General features: G+C 61.4%; 12 protein-coding genes and 2 pseudogenes. 8 read left to right on the top strand and 6 right to left on the bottom strand.

Annotated features, from left to right (window positions below; genetic code table 11):
* The first annotated feature begins 404 nt into the window (after window positions 1-404).
* Together putA and CRX69_RS01605 are read left to right on the top strand one after the other, a co-directional pair.
* Entirely contained in the window at window positions 405-4,358 is a 3,954-nt protein-coding gene (putA, locus tag CRX69_RS01610) for a trifunctional transcriptional regulator/proline dehydrogenase/L-glutamate gamma-semialdehyde dehydrogenase (RefSeq protein WP_047225921.1), read from the top strand.
* A 245-nt stretch (window positions 4,359-4,603) separates the two neighbouring features.
* The gene (locus CRX69_RS01605; RefSeq protein WP_107321426.1) at window positions 4,604-6,406 is read left to right on the top strand and encodes an acyl-CoA dehydrogenase; all 1,803 of its coding nucleotides are present in this window, start codon (window positions 4,604-4,606) and stop codon (window positions 6,404-6,406) included.
* Window positions 6,407-6,570: 164 nt separating this feature from the next.
* On the opposite strand, the gene CRX69_RS01600 is transcribed toward CRX69_RS01605, so the two are convergent.
* Together CRX69_RS01600 and CRX69_RS01595 are read right to left on the bottom strand one after the other, a co-directional pair.
* A complete protein-coding gene (locus CRX69_RS01600) occupies window positions 6,571-6,873 on the bottom strand; it encodes a cell division protein ZapA (protein ID WP_047225923.1) in 303 nt (100 codons plus the stop codon).
* Complete coding sequence (locus CRX69_RS01595; protein ID WP_047225924.1) at window positions 6,870-7,100, bottom strand: hypothetical protein; 231 nt, start codon at window positions 7,098-7,100, stop codon at window positions 6,870-6,872. Before CRX69_RS01595 ends, CRX69_RS01600 begins: the two co-directional genes overlap by 4 nt.
* A 258-nt stretch (window positions 7,101-7,358) precedes the next feature.
* Here CRX69_RS01595 and CRX69_RS28150 point away from each other — a divergent pair.
* From CRX69_RS28150 to selO, 5 genes and pseudogenes are all read left to right on the top strand, one after another.
* A pseudogene (locus tag CRX69_RS28150) lies at window positions 7,359-8,081 on the top strand (MCP four helix bundle domain-containing protein); the annotation flags it as partial.
* Between the two features lie 30 nt (window positions 8,082-8,111).
* Window positions 8,112-8,984 (top strand): methyl-accepting chemotaxis protein, encoded by an 873-nt coding sequence (locus CRX69_RS28145; protein ID WP_370695185.1) that lies wholly within the window; start codon window positions 8,112-8,114, stop codon window positions 8,982-8,984.
* A 291-nt stretch (window positions 8,985-9,275) separates the two neighbouring features.
* Window positions 9,276-11,018 (top strand): potassium/proton antiporter, encoded by a 1,743-nt coding sequence (locus CRX69_RS01580; RefSeq protein ID WP_107323221.1) that lies wholly within the window; start codon window positions 9,276-9,278, stop codon window positions 11,016-11,018.
* 34 nt (window positions 11,019-11,052) lie between these two features.
* A complete protein-coding gene (gene mscK / locus CRX69_RS01575) occupies window positions 11,053-14,415 on the top strand; it encodes a mechanosensitive channel MscK (protein ID WP_047225927.1) in 3,363 nt (1,120 codons plus the stop codon).
* 37 nt (window positions 14,416-14,452) lie between these two features.
* Entirely contained in the window at window positions 14,453-15,916 is a 1,464-nt protein-coding gene (gene selO, locus CRX69_RS01570) for a protein adenylyltransferase SelO (protein WP_107321425.1), read from the top strand.
* 124 nt (window positions 15,917-16,040) lie between these two features.
* Here the strand turns inward: selO and CRX69_RS01565 are convergent, their stop codons facing one another.
* The 4 genes and pseudogenes from CRX69_RS01565 to CRX69_RS01550 form a co-directional block, all read right to left on the bottom strand.
* A complete protein-coding gene (locus CRX69_RS01565; RefSeq protein ID WP_047225929.1) occupies window positions 16,041-16,442 on the bottom strand; it encodes a helix-turn-helix domain-containing protein in 402 nt (133 codons plus the stop codon).
* A pseudogene (locus tag CRX69_RS01560) lies at window positions 16,439-16,736 on the bottom strand (type II toxin-antitoxin system HigB family toxin). Before CRX69_RS01560 ends, CRX69_RS01565 begins: the two are co-directional and overlap by 4 nt.
* 165 nt (window positions 16,737-16,901) lie before the next feature.
* A complete protein-coding gene (locus CRX69_RS01555) occupies window positions 16,902-17,183 on the bottom strand; it encodes a hypothetical protein (protein ID WP_047225931.1) in 282 nt (93 codons plus the stop codon).
* Window positions 17,184-17,348: 165 nt separating this feature from the next.
* The gene (locus tag CRX69_RS01550; protein WP_188252209.1) at window positions 17,349-18,254 is read right to left on the bottom strand and encodes a LysR family transcriptional regulator; all 906 of its coding nucleotides are present in this window, start codon (window positions 18,252-18,254) and stop codon (window positions 17,349-17,351) included.
* 156 nt (window positions 18,255-18,410) lie between these two features.
* Between CRX69_RS01550 and ycaC the strand changes: the two genes are divergently transcribed.
* Window positions 18,411-19,037 carry an isochorismate family cysteine hydrolase YcaC gene (gene ycaC, locus CRX69_RS01545; protein WP_047225933.1) on the top strand — a complete coding sequence of 209 codons (627 nt, stop codon included), beginning with the start codon at window positions 18,411-18,413 and terminating at the stop codon, window positions 19,035-19,037.
* The last annotated feature ends 42 nt before the right edge of the window (window positions 19,038-19,079 follow it).

Genomic DNA, 19,079 nt, shown 5'->3' with positions numbered 1-19,079 from the left:
ATAGACCTTGCTTGACGTTTCCAGGACCCGCGAATTTATGACTGATGTTTCCCCAGGAAAGCCATCAGCCGATGCCCCTCGGCTTCGAGCCGGTTGCACCTTGGCGACGAATGCTATTCAACAAATGAAATAAGGTGCAACCAGTTTCGCTCGATTCAGTTGCACCCAGTCGGTTTTTTCGCCAAATGACCGTTTTTTGCTCCCTTTTAGTGCGATATCAACCTTTGGCTAGAAGCCAATGCACTAAGCAGAAGCACCGCTCACGCCGCGAATTTTGCTTTCCTGATGAGCTGCTTATTTTTTCGACGAAAAAAGGTTGCACCCGGTTGCACCTCGGCCAGCTCGCAGCTAATCTTGCCGCCAGCTGATGCCACGCAATACGTGGTAAACATGAGGATAAAAATATGGCTACCACCACCCTTGGGGTCAAACTCGATGACCCAACCCGCGAACGCCTCAAGGCGGCCGCAACCTCGATTGATCGCACGCCCCACTGGCTGATCAAGCAGGCAATTTTCAATTACCTGGAAAAACTCGAGGGTGGTGCAACCCTGACCGAACTGAACGGTTCGACCCGCGCCGACAACGATGAAGCCGGCGACGTCCAGGTCGACCACGCGCACCAGTGCTTCCTGGAGTTTGCCGAAAGCATTTTGCCGCAATCGGTCCTGCGCGCCTCTATCACCGCCGCTTACCGTCGTCCGGAGCCGGAAGTGGTGCCGATGCTGATCGAGCAGGCGCGCCTGCCGGCAGACATGGCCGAAGCCACCAACAAACTGGCCTCCTCGATTGCTGAAAAACTGCGCAACCAGAAGAGTGCCGGCGGCCGTGCCGGTATTGTTCAGGGGCTGTTGCAGGAGTTTTCCCTGTCGTCCCAGGAAGGCGTGGCGCTGATGTGCCTGGCCGAGGCGCTGCTGCGTATCCCGGACAAAGGTACTCGCGACGCACTGATCCGCGACAAGATCAGCACCGGCAACTGGCACCCGCACCTGGGCAACAGCCCATCGCTGTTCGTCAACGCCGCCACTTGGGGCCTGCTGCTGACCGGCAAACTGGTCGCCACCCATAATGAAGCGGGCCTGACTTCCTCCCTGAGCCGCATCATTGGCAAGAGTGGCGAGCCGATGATCCGCAAGGGCGTCGACATGGCCATGCGCCTGATGGGCGAGCAGTTCGTCACCGGTGAAACCATCGCCGAAGCCCTGGCCAACGCCAACAAATTCGAGACCAAGGGTTTCCGCTATTCCTACGACATGCTGGGTGAAGCCGCACTCACCGAACATGACGCCCAGAAGTACCTGGCCTCGTACGAACAAGCCATCCACTCGATCGGCAAGGCGTCCCACGGCCGCGGGATTTATGAAGGTCCGGGCATTTCCATCAAGCTCTCGGCCCTGCACCCCCGCTACAGCCGCGCCCAGTACGAGCGCGTCATGGAAGAGCTGTACCCGCGCCTGCTGTCGCTGACCCTGCTGGCCAAGCAATACGACATCGGCTTGAACATCGACGCCGAAGAAGCCGACCGCCTCGAACTGTCCCTGGACCTGCTGGAACGCCTGTGCTTCGAACCACAGCTCACCGGCTGGAACGGCATTGGCTTCGTGATCCAGGCGTACCAGAAGCGTTGCCCGTACGTGATCGACTACGTCATCGATCTGGCCCGCCGCAGCCGTCACCGCCTGATGATCCGCCTGGTGAAAGGCGCCTACTGGGACAGCGAGATCAAACGCGCCCAGGTCGAAGGCCTGGAAGGCTATCCGGTCTACACCCGCAAGGTGTACACCGACGTTTCCTACATCGCCTGCGCCCGCAAACTGCTGTCGGTGCCGGAAGCCATCTACCCGCAATTCGCCACGCACAACGCCCATACCCTGTCGGCCATCTACCACATCGCCGGTCAGAACTATTACCCGGGCCAGTATGAGTTCCAGTGCCTGCACGGCATGGGTGAACCGCTGTACGAACAGGTTGTAGGCAAAGTTTCCGAAGGCAAGTTGAACCGTCCGTGCCGCGTGTACGCTCCGGTCGGCACCCACGAGACGCTGCTGGCTTATCTGGTTCGTCGCCTGTTGGAAAACGGTGCCAACACCTCGTTCGTCAACCGCATCGCCGACCAGTCCATTTCCATTCAGGAGCTGGTGGCCGATCCGGTAGCCAGCATCGAGCAGATGGCAACCCTGGAAGGCGGCTTCGGCCTGCCGCACCCGCGCATCCCGCTACCGCGTGACCTGTATGGCAGCGAACGCGCCAACTCCAGCGGCATCGACCTGGCCAACGAACATCGCCTGGCCTCGCTGTCCTGCGCCCTGCTGGCCACCGCCCATAACAACTGGAAAGCCGCGCCGATGCTCGGTTGCGCAGCCAGCGAAGAAGCACCGGCACCGGTGCTGAACCCGTCCGATCACCGTGACGTGGTCGGCCATGTGCAGGAAGCCACGGTCGCTGACGTCGACAACGCCATCCAGTGCGCCCTCAACGCGGCGCCGATCTGGCAGGCCACGCCACCGGCCGAGCGCGCTGCGATCCTGGAGCGCGCCGCCGACCTGATGGAAGGCGAGATCCAGCCGTTGATGGGCCTGCTGGCCCGCGAAGCCGGCAAGACCTTCGCCAACGCCATCGCCGAAGTGCGTGAAGCCGTGGACTTCCTGCGTTACTACGCAGTGCAGGCCCGCAACGACTTCACCAACGATGCCCACCGCCCACTGGGCCCGGTGGTCTGCATCAGCCCGTGGAACTTCCCGCTGGCGATTTTCAGCGGACAAGTGGCCGCCGCGCTGGCCGCCGGTAACCCGGTACTGGCCAAGCCTGCCGAGCAGACGCCGTTGGTGGCTGCCCAGGCCGTGCGCCTGATGCTCGAAGCCGGTATTCCGGAAGGCGTGCTGCAACTGCTGCCGGGCCGTGGCGAAACCGTCGGTGCCCGCCTGGTGGGTGATGATCGGGTCAAAGGCGTGATGTTCACCGGTTCCACCGAAGTCGCTCGTCTGTTGCAGCGCAACATCGCCGGGCGCCTGGACAACCAGGGGCGTCCGATCCCGCTGATCGCCGAAACCGGTGGCCAGAACGCGATGATCGTCGACTCCTCGGCCCTGACCGAACAAGTGGTCATCGACGTGGTGTCTTCAGCATTCGACAGCGCCGGCCAGCGTTGCTCCGCCCTGCGGGTCCTGTGTTTGCAGGAAGACTCGGCCGACCGCGTCATCGAAATGCTCAAGGGTGCCATGGCTGAATCGCGTCTCGGCAACCCGGAGCGCCTGTCGGTAGACATCGGCCCGGTGATCGATGCTGAAGCCAAGGCCGGTATCGAGAAACACATCCAGGCCATGCGCGACAAAGGTCGCACCGTGTACCAGATGGCAATCGCCGACAGCGCCGAGTGCAAGCGCGGCACGTTTGTGATGCCGACCCTGATCGAGCTGGAAAGCTTCGACGAGCTGCAGCGTGAGATCTTTGGTCCGGTGCTGCACGTAGTGCGCTACAAGCGCAAGGAACTGGATCAACTGATCAACCAGATCAATGCCTCCGGTTATGGCCTGACCCTGGGCGTACACACCCGCATCGACGAGACCATCGCCAAGGTGATCGATAACGTCCATGCCGGTAACGTCTATGTGAACCGCAACATCGTGGGTGCCGTGGTCGGCGTGCAACCGTTCGGTGGCGAAGGCCTGTCGGGCACCGGTCCCAAGGCCGGTGGTCCGCTGTACCTGTACCGCCTGCTGTCGACACGGCCTACCGATGCGATCCAGCAGTCGTTCGTCCGTGACGACGCCCTCAACGCGCCAGACCTGCGCTTGCGTGACGCCATGAGCAAGCCGCTGACCGCCCTGCAAGCCTGGGCAGACAGCCAGAAACTCGCCGAATTGAGCGCCCTGTGCGTACAGTTCGCGGCTCAGTCGCAAAGCGGTATCACCCGCCAACTGACCGGCCCGACCGGCGAACGCAACAGCTACGCCATCCTGCCCCGCGAGCACGTGCTGTGCCTGGCGGACGTAGAGGGCGATCTGCTGACGCAACTGGCCGCGGTGCTGGCGGTAGGCGGCTCGGCTGTTTGGCCGGAAACCGACACCAGCAAAGCTCTGTTCGCACGTTTGCCGAAAGAAATTCAAGCGCGCATCCAGCGGGTTTCCGACTGGGCCAAGGACGAAGTGGCTTACGACGCCGTCCTGCATCATGGCGACTCGGATCAACTGCGCAGCGTTTGCCAGCAAGTGGCCAAGCGTGCCGGCGCCATTGTCGGAGTCCAAGGCTTGTCCCAGGGCGAAACCAACATTGCACTGGAGCGTCTGGTGATCGAACGGGCGTTGAGCGTCAACACCGCTGCGGCGGGTGGCAACGCCAGCCTGATGACCATCGGCTAAACCGCTGTAGACCAGGCATCTGCAATGGGTGCCTGGTCATCAAAATCCCTGTGGGAGCGAGCCTGCTCGCGATAGCGGTGGATCAGTCGACAACATTCCTGACTGACCCACCGCTATCGCGAGCAGGCTCGCTCCCACATTTTGATTAGCGTCGCCCTCTCTCCTCCATCACCCAAATCAATCATCCTGTTCAGCCTCTATTGCCACGCCTAGACTCGGCCCATTCCAAAAAAAGGTAAGCCGCCATGTCCGAGACGTTGCTCAGTTCCCGAAATCTGGCTTTCGAGCTGTATGAAGTCCTTGATGCCGAGGGCTTGACCCAGCGCGAGCGGTTCGCCGAGCACAATCGCGAAACCTTCGACGCGGCCATCGGCACCGCCCGCAGCATCGCCGAAAAATATTTCGCACCGCATAACCGCAAGAACGATGAAAACGAGCCGCGCTACGAGGACGGTCAGGCGATCCTGATTCCGGAAGTAAAGCCGGCGGTGGATGCCTTCCTGGAGGCCGGTTTTCTCAATGCCGCACGCAGTTTCGACGCCGGCGGCATGCAATTGCCGACGCTGCTGTCCCAAGCCTGCTTCGCGCACTTTCAGTCGGCCAACGCCGCTTCGACCTCTTACCCGTTCCTGACCATGGGCGCGGCGAACCTGATCGAAAGCTTCGGCAGCGAGGAGCAGAAACAACGTTTCCTGCAACCGATGATCGATGGTCGCTTCTTCGGCACCATGGCCCTGACCGAACCCCACGCCGGATCTTCGCTATCGGATATTCGTACCCGTGCGGAGCCGGCATCCGACGGCACTTATCGGCTCAAGGGCAACAAGATCTTCATCTCCGGCGGCGATCATCCGCTGTCGGAAAACATCGTGCACATGGTCCTGGCGAAACTGCCGGACGCGCCACCCGGCGTTAAGGGCATCTCGCTGTTTATCGTGCCCAAGTTCCTGGTCAACGACGACGGCAGCCTCGGCCAGCGTAACGACGTGCTGCTGGCCGGGCTGTTCCACAAGATGGGCTGGCGCGGCACCACCTCCACGGCGCTGAACTTCGGCGACAACGGCGAATGCGTCGGTTACCTCGTGGGGAAACCGCACCACGGCCTGAGCTACATGTTCCAGATGATGAACGAAGCGCGGATCGGCGTTGGCATGGGTGCGGTCATGCTGGGTTACGCCGGCTACCTGTATTCCCTTGAATACGCCCGCGAACGTCCGCAGGGCCGGGTGCCCGACAGCAAGGACCCCACCACCGCTCCCGTGGCGATCATCCAGCACGCCGATGTACGTCGCATGCTGCTGACCCAGAAGGCCTACGTTGAAGGCGCATTTGACTTGGGCCTGTACGCCGCACGCCTGTTCGACGACACCACCACCCTTGAAAGCGAAGCCGAGCGCAGACGCGCCCATGAGTTGCTGGATCTGCTGACCCCCATCGTCAAATCCTGGCCATCGGAGTTTTGCCTGAAAGCCAACGAACTGGCGATCCAGATTCTGGGGGGCCACGGCTATACCCGCGAATACCCGGTCGAACAGTATTACCGCGACAACCGCTTGAACCCGATTCATGAAGGTACTCACGGCATCCAGTCCCTGGACCTGCTGGGCCGCAAACTGGCGCAAAACGGCGGTGCAGGGCTCAAGCAACTGATCCGCCTGGTGGCCGACACCAGCGAACGCGCCCAGGCGTACGAATCGTTGACGCCTTTGCGTCAGCCGCTGGAAGCCCTGGTGGCGCGCCTGCAAACGGTGACCCTGGGCCTGCTGACGGACCTGGCCCAAGGCAAGGTCAACAGCAGCCTCGCCAACTCGGCGCTGTATCTCAAGGTGTTTGGGCACATGGTGATTGGCTGGCGCTGGCTGGAGCAGGCGATTCGGGCCGAGGAAGGCCTGGCCAAGGGGAACGCGACGGACACCGACTTCTATAAGGGCAAGCTGCAAGCGGCGCGGTATTTCCTGACCTGGGAAGTGCCGGGTTGTCAGCATGAGCTGGCGCTGCTTGAGGCGCGGGATGATACCTGCCTTGGGATGCGGGAGGAGTGGTTCTGATCCAGTTCTTGCGGCGCGGCTGAAACCCAATCGCGAGCAGGCTCGCTCCCACAGTGAATCGGCGGTGAACACGGATATTGCGTTCACTCAGCCCCATGTGGGAGCGAGCCTGCTCGCGATGACTTAAGTACAGACAACGACGCTTTGTAAGCCAAGTTGCGACTTCAAGCCTGCTGAATCGTCTTGGAAATGACCTCGACCGTGGCGCTGACTTGCTCTTGGTAACGGTCGAGTTCCGCTTGATGTTGCTTCTGCATTTCCATCTGCTGCGAGCACAGGTTCATGGCCGCCAGCACCAGCAGACGATCACCGATCAGCGTCGGGTATTTCCTTTTGGTGTCGGCCAGAGCGGCCTTGAGCATCGAAGCGGCGTCCAGCAGGGCCTGTTCCTGCCCGGCCGGCGCCTTGATTGAATAGTCCTCTCCCAGAATCGAGACGACCGTCACCCCGTCGGCGCCATGCTTCATGCGCTGACAGGACCGGCGCTGGCGCGCTCGATCAGGGCCTGGATGCGCGCGGCGGTGGTGCCGTGCAGCTCTTCCTGTTCCATCAGGCTCAGTTGCAGGCTTTCATTTTCATCCTTGGCCTTGGCCAGTTCCGCGTTCAGGGTCTCATTCAGGCCGGCCAGTTGACGGTTCTGTTGCACCAGGTCGTTGACCAGTTGTTCCAGTTGGCTGAGGGATGTTTCCAACATATTGATTTCCAGGCTTTTTCAAGGGGGCGCGTACGATAAAGAAAAGTCACCGTCAATGCCACGACTTGGGGCGGCGGTGCTTCGCTGGCGAGCTGTAAAGACTGTGAATGGAAGATCTGGTTCCCGCCCTTCGTCGCGCAGCAGGCGCTGCCCTGCGACAAAAGCACGCAGCGACTCAAGACTTTAGTCGTATGACCGATAAGTCAGGGAACACCTGTCACCACCCCCGCACGGACGCGCCCCCTTCCGGTACTTTCCATGTCCCTACGTAATATGAATATCGCGCCGCGGGCGTTCCTGGGGTTTGCCCTGATCGGCGCCCTGATGCTGGCCCTCGGGGTGTTCGCCCTGAGCCAGATGAGCAAAATCCGTGCATCCGGCGAAAGCCTCGTCCAGAACAGCGTGCCCAGCATCAAGGCCCTGGATGAATTCACCTCGCTGACCCTGCGTCTGCGCGTGCTGTCCTATCGCTTGCTGGTCAACCGCGAACCGGACGTCCAGCAGAAAACCTTCAGCTTGTTCGAGCAACGCAACCAGCAGATCCAGACGGCTCAAAGCGCCTACGAAAAACTCATCAGCTCCCCGCAAGAGCGGGCCGCCTACGATCAATACGTTCAATTGCTGGGCCAATACCGCCAGCTCGAAGAGCGGATGAAAACGTTGTCGCGCAACAATCAGCTCGATGAACTGCGTGCATTGCTCAACACTGAACTGCTGAGCAACTCAGACGCCATCAACGCGGCGATCGCCCGCTTGGTGGACATCAACAACCAGCAAGCCGAGGCCCTCAATCAGGGTGCGACCCAACAATATTCAACGGCCTTCAATTGGGTGGTCACGCTGCTGGTCATCGCCACCGGCCTGACCCTGCTGTTCGCCTGGCTGCTGACCAACAGCATTACCCGTCCGATCGGCAGCGCCCTGGACGCCGCCGAAGAAATCGCCAAGGGCAACCTGACCCGACCGATTACCGTGGATGGCAACGATGAAGCCGGTCGCCTGCTGCGGGCGATGTCGACCATGCAGGACAAACTGCGCGACACCCTGCAACGGATCTCCGGCTCGGCCACCCAACTGGCTTCCGCCGCCGAAGAGCTCAACAGCGTCACCGACGAAAGCGCCCGTGGCCTGACCCAGCAGAATAATGAAATCGAACAGGCCGCCACCGCAGTCAACGAGATGACCAGCGCCGTCGAAGAAGTGGCGCGCAACGCGGTCAGCACCTCCGAAGCCTCGAAAGACGCCACCGCCTCTGCCGGTGACGGTCGCGACCTGGTACAGGAAACTGTCAGCGCCATCGAGCGCATGAGCGCCGATGTGCAAAGCACCGCCACGTTGATCGGCGACCTGGCCAACGAGTCCCGTGACATCGGCAAGGTGCTGGACGTGATCCGCGGCCTGGCTGACCAGACCAACCTGCTGGCCTTGAACGCCGCCATCGAAGCGGCCCGTGCCGGTGAGGCCGGTCGTGGTTTCGCCGTGGTGGCCGACGAAGTGCGCGCTCTGGCCCATCGCACCCAGCAGTCGACCAGCGAGATCGAACGCATGATCGGCAGCATCCAGAGCGGCACCGAACACGCCGTGGATTCGATGCGCAACAGCACCGAACGTGCCGAGTCGACGCTGAACATCGCCCGTGGTGCCGGCCTGTCCCTGGACACGATCAACACCGCCATCGTCGAAATCAACGAACGCAACCTGGTGATCGCCAGCGCCGCCGAGGAACAGGCCCAAGTGGCCCGTGAAGTGGACCGCAACCTGGTGAACATCCGCGACCTTTCGGTGCAATCGGCCACTGGCGCCAACCAGACCAGCGCCGCCAGTGCCGAACTGTCGCGTCTGGCCGTGGACTTGAACAGCATGGTTGGGCGGTTCAGCCTTTAACCCGCGTAACGGTTGATCGTCCACAGACCGTGCGCGATCAACCCTCCAGCTTTTGTGGCGAGGGAGCTTGCTCCCGCTGGGCTGCGAAGCGGCCCCATAACCTCAAAAGCGACGACTGCTTCGCAGCCGAACGGGAGCAAGCTCCCTCGCCACGGTATTGCTGCCGCGCTTGTACCCCACAATCCGCCAACCTTTTTTGACAGCATCACATTTCAACAGGTTAGAATCGCTGGCACGCAGACTGCATGGTCAGTTTGCGCCCGCCCCCCACGCTTGCTCGGAGTACTGCCTTTGACTGCGACGACCATCAACAGCCTGTTCTTGATCGGCGCGTTGCTGGTAGGTGCGAGCATTCTGGTCAGTTCTCTTTCGTCCCGCCTGGGCATCCCGATTCTGGTGATCATCCTGGCCGTGGGCATGGTTGCCGGTGTCGACGGCGCCGGGATTCTGTTCGATAACTACGCCACGGCCTATCTGGTCGGCAACCTCGCGCTGGCGGTCATTCTGCTGGACGGCGGCTTGCGCACGCAGGTGTCGAGCTTTCGCGTGGCGTTGTGGCCAGCATTGTCGCTGGCCACCGTTGGCGTCCTGATCACCACCGGGCTGACCGGCCTGGCGGCGGCGTGGCTGTTCAATCTGAACCTGATGCAAGGTCTGCTGATTGGCGCCATCGTCGGCTCGACCGATGCCGCGGCGGTGTTTTCGCTGTTGGGCGGCAAGGGCCTGAACGAGCGGGTCAGCGCGACACTGGAGATCGAGTCCGGTAGCAACGACCCCATGGCGGTGTTCCTGACCGTAACCCTGATCGGCATGCTCGCCAGCGGTGAAACCGGTCTGCATTGGAACCTGCTGGGGCACTTGTTGCGTGAATTCGGCATCGGCGGGGTGATCGGCCTGGGTGGTGGCTGGCTGATGCTGCAACTGGTCAACCGCATCAACCTGGCCAACGGGCTCTACCCGATCCTCGTCATCAGCGGCGGCCTGGCGGTGTTCGCTCTGACCAATGCCCTGCACGGCAGCGGCTTCCTCGCGGTTTACCTGTGCGGCCTGGTGATCGGCAACCGCCCGGTGCGCAGCCGTCATGGCATCCTGCACATGCTCGATGGCATGGCCTGGCTGGCGCAGATCGGCATGTTCCTGGTGCTGGGGCTGCTGGTCACGCCCCATGACCTGTTGCCGATCGCCCTGCCGGCCCTGGGCCTGGCCTTGTGGATGATCCTGATCGCACGTCCGCTGTCGGTGATGGTGGGGCTGTTGCCGTTCAAGGCTTTCCATGGCCGCGAGAAAGTGTTCATTTCCTGGGTCGGCCTACGCGGCGCGGTGCCAATCATCCTGGCAGTGTTCCCGTTGATGGCCGGCCTGCCCAACGCCCAGCTCTACTTCAACCTGGCGTTCTTTATCGTGCTGGTGTCGTTGCTGGTGCAGGGTACGAGCCTGCCGTGGGTCGCCAAACTGTTGCACGTTACCGTCCCGCCAGAACCCCTGCCGATCTCCCGGGCAGCGCTGGAGGTCCACGTCACCAGCGAGTGGGAACTGTTCATCTATCGCCTCGGCGCGGAGAAATGGTGCATCGGCTCGCCCCTGCGGGATCTGAAAATGCCCGACGGTACACGGATCGCGGCCCTGTTTCGTGGCCAGCAACTGCTCCATCCGTCGGGTAGTACGGTGCTGGAAGTTGGTGATTTGCTGTGTGTGATCGGCCATGAACACGATTTGCCGGCCCTTGGAAAACTGTTCAGCCAGGCACCGCAAAGGGGCTTGGATCTGCGCTTCTTCGGCGACTTCGTACTCGAAGGAGACGCCCAGCTGGCCGCGGTTGCGGCCCTGTACGGGCTGAAGCTGGACGGCATCGATCCGGACATGTCCCTGGGCCGTTTCATCGCCCAGAAAGTCGGTGGCGCGCCAGTAGTCGGTGACCAGGTGGATTGGAACAACACCCTTTGGACCGTTGCGGTCATGGACGGGAACAAGATCGGCAAAGTGGGCGTCAGATTCCCCGAAGGAAGTCGCCCGGGTCCCGGCTTGTTCCTCTAAACTGCTCCCACTTTCACTTGCTCGACCGGTCTCTATGCCTACCCTGCGCTCCTTTTTAACCATTGCCCTGCTGGGCCTGAGTCTTTCCGTCTGCCCACTGCAAGCCGCCGAACCGCTCACCAGCGCTTCGGTCCAGGCCAGCCTGGACAAAATCGCTGACCGCAAACTGCCGGAAGCCGAGCAGAAGGCCTTGCAGGAGACCCTGCAAAAGACCTTGGCACAGCTCACCAGCAAGGCCGAATACGAGCAGAAGCTGGTCGATCTCAAACAGCAGCTGGCCAGTGCCCCCAAGCAAAACATTGAAAACCAGCGCGAGCTGGCCCGGCTCAAGAGCACCCCCGTGGTGCCGGTGGCGCAGCGTTACGCCAACCTGCCGGTGCCCCAGCTCGAACAGATGCTGACGGACCGTTCCACCCAGCAGAGTGACCTGCAAAAAGCCCTGGCCGATGCCAACAGCCTGATCATCACCGCCCAGACCCGCCCCGAGCGCGCCCAGGCCGAAATCGCCAGCAGCCAGACCCGCATCCAGCAGATCAACACCATCCTCAAGACGGGCAAGGATGCCGGTAAAACCCTGAACGGCGAACAGCGCGACCAGCTCAACGCCGAACTGGCCGCACTCAATGCCCTGATTCCGTTGCGGCGCCAGGAGCTGGCCGGCAACAGCCAGTTGCAAGACCTGGGCAACAGTCAGCACGACTTGCTGACGGAAAAGATCGACCGCATGGAGCAGGAAATCCAGGACCTGCAGGCGCTGATCAACCAGAAGCGCCTGGCCCAGTCCCAGGAAACGGTGACCCAGCAATCCATCGAAGCCCAGAAGGCCGGCGGCAGCAGCCTGCTGGCGACCGAAAGCACGGCCAACCTGAAACTTTCCGACTATCTGCTCAAAAGCACCGACCGCCTCAATGAGGTCACCCAGCAGAACCTGCAGACCAAGCAACTGCTGGACAGCGTTACCCAGACCGACGCGGCCCTGGACGAGCAGATCAGCGTACTCAAGGGCAGCCTGCTGCTGTCCAAGATTCTCTACAAACAGCGCCAAACCCTGCCGCGCCTGGAACTGGACAAGAATCTGGCGGACCAGATTGCCGACATCCGCCTGTACCAGTTCGAAGTCAGTCAACAACGCGAACTGCTGAACAACCCAAGCGCCTATGTCGACAATCTGCTGGCCTCGCAGCCTGCCGAGCAAGTCACGCCGCAACTGCGCAAGACCCTGCTGGAACTGGCCCTGACCCGGGTCGACCTGCTGGAAAGGCTGAACCGCGAGTTGAGCGCGGTGCTTAACGAATCCATCACCTTGCAGCTCAACCAGAAGCAACTGCTCAGTACCGCCCAAAACTTGCGGGCGACCCTGGAAGAGCAAATGTTCTGGATTCCCAGCAACAAGCCGCTGGATTTCGAATGGATGCGGGGCGTGCCGGCGCGCCTGGAAAAACAGATCGACTCGCTACCCTGGGCCTCGAGTCTCAGTGAGCTGGCGGACGGCCTGACCCAGCGGCCGCTGCTGTTCCTGCCCCTGGCGCTGCTCATCGGTGCTCTGCTGTGGCGACGCAAGAATCTGTATGCCCGGCTGAACAAGGTTCACCAGGACGTCGGCCACTTCAAGCGTGACAGTCAGTGGCACACCCCCCAGGCGATTCTGATCAATATCCTGCTGGCGATGCCGGTAGCCCTGGCGCTGGCCCTGTGCGGCTACGCCCTGCAGATCGACGCCCGGGGCCAGAACGCCAACCTCGGCGCGGCGCTGCTGCAGATCGGCCAGGCCTGGCTGGTGTTCTATACCGCCTATAGGGTGCTGGCGCCCGGTGGCGTGGCCGAGTTGCATTTCCGCTGGGAAAAACCCCAGGTCGAATTCCTCCAGGGCTGGATCCGCCGGCTCGGGCTGGTGGTACTGGCGCTGGTTGCGGTGGTGGCCGTGGCCGAATTGCAACCCTCGGCCCTGGCCGACGATGTATTGGGCATGCCGGTGGTGCTGACCTGCTACGCCCTGATGGCCTGGCTGCTCAGCCGCCTGTTGCTCAGCAGCCCGACCCACCAGAACACCTCGCTGTTCCGCAAGGCCGTCGGGGTGATGTTCACCGCGCTGCCAATCGCCTTGTTCGTAGCGGTGTGCTTCGGCTACTACTACACCGCGCTCAAACTCAGCGACCGACTGATCAATACCCTGTACCTGCTGATGTTCTGGCTGGTGATCGAGGCCACCTTCGTGCGCGGCCTGTCCGTCGCGGCGCGGCGCCTGGCCTACCAGCGCGCCCTGGCCAAGCGTCAGGCGACCAAGGAAGCCGGTGATGGCGAAGCAGTGGTCGAGGAGCCGACCCTGGACATCGAAAAGGTCAACGAACAGTCCCTGCGCCTGATCCGCCTGGCGCTGCTGGGCGGTTTCATCGCCGCGCTGTACTGGGTCTGGTCGGACCTGATCAGCGTGTTCTCCTACCTGGACAACATCACCCTCTACGAGTACACCAGCGGTACCGGCGCCACCATGAGCATGGTGCCCATCAGCATCGGTGACATGCTCGGCGCCCTGATCATCATCGGCATCACCTTCGCCCTGGCACGTAACCTGCCGGGACTTTTGGAAGTGTTCGTCCTGTCCAAGCTCAACCTGGCCCAGGGCAGCGCCTATGCCGCCACCACGCTGCTGTCCTATGTGATCGCCGGCATCGGCTTCGTCACCACACTGTCCACCCTGGGCGTGAGCTGGGACAAGCTGCAATGGCTGGTGGCCGCGCTCTCAGTCGGCCTGGGCTTCGGCATGCAGGAAATCTTCGCCAACTTCATCTCCGGGATCATGATCCTGTTCGAACGTCCGGTGCGGATCGGCGACACCATCACCATTGGCAACCTGTCGGGCACGGTCAGCAAGATCCGTATCCGTGCCACCACCATCACCGACTTCGACCGTAAAGACATCATCGTTCCGAACAAAACGTTCATCACCGGACAGTTGATCAACTGGTCGCTGACCGACACCGTCACCCGAGTAACCCTCAAACTGGGTGTCGACTACGGATCAGACCTTGATCTGGTCAAGGAACTGCTGCTCAAGGCTGCCCGCGAGAACCCGCGCGTGCTGAAAGAACCAGAACCACTCGTGTACTTCCTCAACTTCGGGGAGAGTACCCTGGACCATGAGCTGCGCATGCATGTGCGCGACCTGGGTGACCGCAATCCTGTGCTGGACGAGATCAACCGGTTCATCAGTCGCGAATTCAAGAAGCAGAACATCAGCATTGCGTTCCGGCAGGTAGAAGTTTCCTTGAAAAATCTTCAAGGCCTGGAATACAAGCTGACACCTGTCTTGCCTGGAGACAAAACCGCGACGCCTGAGCCTCCCCTCACGCCAGGGCCCAAGTCCTTGCCAGAGCCGCCGGCAGCCACCCTCGACTGATCGCGCGAAGCCTGCGGGCATCGCGCCGGAGACGGCCATGAAAACCCTGGAAACATTGACCTTCGATAACCGCTTCGCCCGTCTTGGCGACGGTTTCTCGGCCCACGTGCTACCCGAGCCTATCGACAATCCCCGGCTGGTCGTTGCCAGCGACCAAGCCATGGCATTGCTGGACCTGGACCCGGTCGAAGCCCAGGCGCCGCTGTTCGCCGAGCTGTTCGGCGGACACAAACTGTGGGCTGAAACCGAGCCCCGGGCGATGGTGTATTCGGGCCACCAGTTCGGCCATTACAACCCACAACTGGGGGACGGCCGCGGGTTGCTACTGGGGGAGGTATACAACGAGGCCGGGGACCACTGGGACCTGCACCTCAAAGGCGCCGGCCAGACACCGTTCTCACGCATGGGCGATGGACGGGCGGTGTTGCGCTCCTCGATCCGCGAGTTCCTGGCGTCCGAAGCGCTGCACGCCCTGGGCATACCGACTACACGCGCCTTATGCGTGATCGGTTCCGACACCCCGGTATGGCGCGAAAAGCAGGAGCGCGCCGCCATGGTGTTGCGTATGGCGCCGAGCCATGTGCGCTTCGGGCATTTCGAATACTTCTACTACACCAAAAAGCCCGAGTTGCATGCCACCCTCGCGGAGCATGTGCTGAACATGCACTTTGCCGAGTGCCGCGAACAACCGGAGCCGTACCTGGCGATGTTCCGCGAAATCGTCGAGCGCAACGCCGAACTGATCGCCAAATGGCAAGCCTACGGCTTCTGCCACGGTGTGATGAACACCGACAACATGTCGATCCTGGGCATCACCTTCGATTTCGGGCCGTTCGCCTTCCTCGACGACTTCGACGCCAACTTCATCTGCAACCACTCCGACGACCAGGGCCGCTACTCGTTCAGCAACCAGGTGCCAATCGGCCAATGGAACCTCAGCGCACTGGCCCAGGCCCTGACGCCGTTCATCAGCGTCGAGGCCCTGCGTGAAACACTCGGTTTGTATTTGCCGCTGTACCAGGCCCACTACCTGGACCTGATGCGCCGCCGCCTGGGCCTGACCAGCGCCGAGGAGGATGACCAGAACCTGGTGGAGCGCCTGCTGCAATTGATGCAAAACAGCGGCGTCGACTACAGCCTGTTCTTCCGCCGGCTAGGCGATCAGTCCCCCGAACAGGCCGTCGCCGCCCTGCGTGATGACTTCGTCGACCTCAAGGGCTTCGACGCCTGGGGCGAGCTATACGTTGCCCGCGTCAGCCGCGAAGGCCCTGTCGATCAAGACCTGCGTCGCGTCCGCATGCACGCGGTGAACCCACTGTATGTGCTGCGCAACTACCTGGCGCAGAAAGCCATCGACGCCGCCGAGGCAGGCGACTACGAAGAAGTCCGCCGCCTGCACACGGTGCTGAGCAGGCCGTTCGAAGAACAGCCGGGCATGGACAGCTACGCGCAACGTCCGCCGGAGTGGGGCAAACATCTGGAGATCAGTTGTTCGTCGTAAAACCTTCAGTCTTGCGAGGGCAAGGCATGTGGGAGCAAGGCTTGCCCGCGATGAAAACAACTCGGTCTTCCCCATAAACCGAGGAGCCTGTATCGCGAGCAAGCTTTGCTCCCACAGCGACCCGTCAAATAAAGGTTTCAACCGACACGCCGAAGCGCCCCGCCAGCCAGCGGATCTGCCTCAAATTGAGCTGGCGCTTGCCGCTCAACACCTCCGATACCACCGACTGGGTGCCGACGCCCGGCAAGTCGCTCTGGCTCATCCCATGCTCGCGCATCAGGTAGCGAAGTGTCTCGACGCCGCTGGCCTTGGGCATTGGCCGATGTTGGTGATCCCAAGCCTCGATCCATTCGCCGATGATGTCCACCAGGCTCATAAGGGGATGGGCTTCGTCTTCACCAATCAATTCCAGCAATTCATCGAGAGCTGCGACCAACCGGTCGTAGTCCTCCTCGTTCCCGGGTTTGCGCAGCAGGGGCGACACAAACTCCCAATGGGCAGCGACTTGTTCGATTAGTGCACTCATCCCTTTTCCTCCTTCCACTTGCCTCTGTCGTATTCCTGATGATCCAGCACGCATTTGATGTACAAGCGCTGAGGCCGATAGCGAACCACGGCAATCAGTCGCAATTTGTTGCCAGCAATATCGAACACATGTAGCGGACCGACCTTGTCGGTTGCGGGAAAAATGGATTTCATCGCAGCGAAGTCAGCCGGGCTGGTGCGTTTGATAAGCCGATACCATTGATCCAGCGAATTGGCGCAGCGCGGCCATTTTTTCCTTGGCCTCCCAGATGCGCTTCTCAGTGATCACATGCATGCAATGTCCTTATCGCATTTTGCTATGGAGGAGTTAAACACAGATCGGACGCATCGCAAATTGCGATAGAGCCAAATAGACAGAAGGTCGCCGAAGTATTTTTTTAGCCTAGTCACTCAAGTCTTCAAGACTTCGGCAAAAAATGTGAGCGGATGTGAGCCCTGCTCACCCCACCTTATCGTTGCCCTGCTCAGGCGTCTCGATGCCCGGTTCTGCCTCGCCACTCTCTGCTTCACCAGCCGGTTTGGCCGGCGGTTTTTTCTCGGGGTAGCCGGGCATGCCGCGGGCGTCTTCGGGAGTCAGTTCATCCCGTTCGTGGCGACGGTCGATGGCGTAGGACGGGGCGGCGTTCGGGTCTTCGTCGCGGCCGGCGGTGCCGAGTACGAAGCCGTCGTCGTTAGGGTTGGTGGGTGCCTGGGGGATGGTTGGGTCTTGAGGATTGCTCATGGGGCCTCCTGGGTTGCGAACAGGTGCTGTGTGTTTTTTGAGGGCCTGGGGCGTTTTCAGTGCGGCGCACCTGATGAATGGCAGTCTTGATAAATGTCCTGGGAAAATGCCTGGATCGTGAGTCCACTCCCACAAGGGAAATCCGGTGGTAATGCTGCCTGCGCCCTACGCCATATCACTCTGGCTGAATTCTTCGGCCAGAAAATCAATCAGCGTGCGCACCGACGGCAGCAACCCGCGCCGGGAGGCGAAGATCGCATGGACGATCCCGCACTTGGGCGTCCAGCCCGGTACCAATTCCACCAGCCGGCCAGCAGCCAGGTCTTCGCGCACCACCACGGCAGGCAGGTGAGCGATGCCGATACCCGCCAGTACCGCGTGACGCAGGGCCAGCAGGTCATCGGTGACCATGCGTGGTTCATGGCGAATCAACGCGCTGGCGCCGTCCGGGCCGAACAATTCCCACTGGTATTCACGCTGCGCCGCCCCCCAGTGCACGCTCGGCAAACCGTGCAGGTCCGCCGGTGAAGCGGGTGAGGACAGACGCTCGCGGTAGGCCGGGCTGCCTACCAGGCACTGGGTGCTATTGCCCAGTACTTTCATGACCATGTCGGTGTTTTCCAGCGGCGGAAAGCGTACCCGCAACGCGATATCGAAACCCTCATGGATCAGGTCGACCCGGCGGTTGGTGCTCTCAATGAACAACTCCACCCGTGGGTACTTGAGCATGTAGCGGGTCAGCATCGGCCCGACCCAGCTGTTGAGCAACGCTGTCGGGCAACTGATACGCACCAGGCCCTGGGGCTCGGAGCGGTTGCGCTCGATCACTTCGGCCGCGCTCTCGGCCTCGACCCGCATCGCCAGGCAGCGCTGGTAGTAGGCCTGGCCGATCTCCGTCAACGAGCAATGACGACTGGAGCGATGGATCAACCGCACCCCAAGGCGTTCTTCCAGTTGGGCAATGCGCCGGCTGAGCTTCGATTTGGGCATGTCCAGCGCTCGGCCGGCGGCGGCGAAACCGCCGTGCTCGACCACTTGGGTGAAGTAGTAAAGCGTGTTGAGGTCTTCGATGATCGTTCTCCAAATAGAACGCTAAGGCTGATTTTTGCAGTCTAGCGCATCAAAGGTGCCAGTTTTAATCTATGTCCATCGCTTAGCAACACACCAACACTGAAAACTTTAACCACGCCGAACCGTTCGGCAGCCAAAACTTAGAGGACTAACGCCATGACCACTTCCTACAAGCGTCTCGACAAAGATAACGCCGCCGTTCTGCTGGTGGACCACCAGGCTGGCCTGCTGTCGCTGGTGCGTGACATCGACCCGGACCGCTTCAAGAACAACGTGCTGGCCCTGGCCGACCTGGCCAAATACTTCGAGCTGCCGACCATCCTCACCACCAGTTTCGAAACCGGCCCCAACGGCCCGTTGATGCCCGAGCTCAAGAGCCTGTTCCCGGACGCGCCGTACATCGCCCGTCCCGGCCAGATCAACGCCTGGGACAACGAAGATTTCGTCAAGGCGATCAAAGCCACCGGCAAGAAGCAACTGATCATCGCCGGCGTCGTCACGGAAGTCTGTGTAGCCTTCCCGGCACTGTCGGCCCTGGCCGAAGGTTTCGAGGTGTTCGTGGTCACCGATGCCTCTGGCACCTTCAACGAGCTGACCCGTCAATCGGCCTGGGACCGCATGTCCTCCTCGGGCGCGCAATTGATGACCTGGTTCGGTCTGGCCTGCGAACTGCACCGCGACTGGCGCAACGATGTGGAAGGGCTGGCGACCTTGTTCTCCAACCACATCCCGGACTACCGCAACCTGATGACCAGCTACAACACGCTGACCAGCGCGAAGTAACCGGCAACGCGTAACCCCTGTGGGAGCGAGCCCGCTCGCGAT

This window comes from Pseudomonas rhizophila, assembly GCF_003033885.1.
In the GTDB taxonomy this organism is placed as follows: domain Bacteria; phylum Pseudomonadota; class Gammaproteobacteria; order Pseudomonadales; family Pseudomonadaceae; genus Aquipseudomonas; species Aquipseudomonas rhizophila.
The sequence above is the reverse complement of the archived record's forward strand: the minus strand, read 5'-3'. Positions and strand labels throughout refer to the sequence as shown.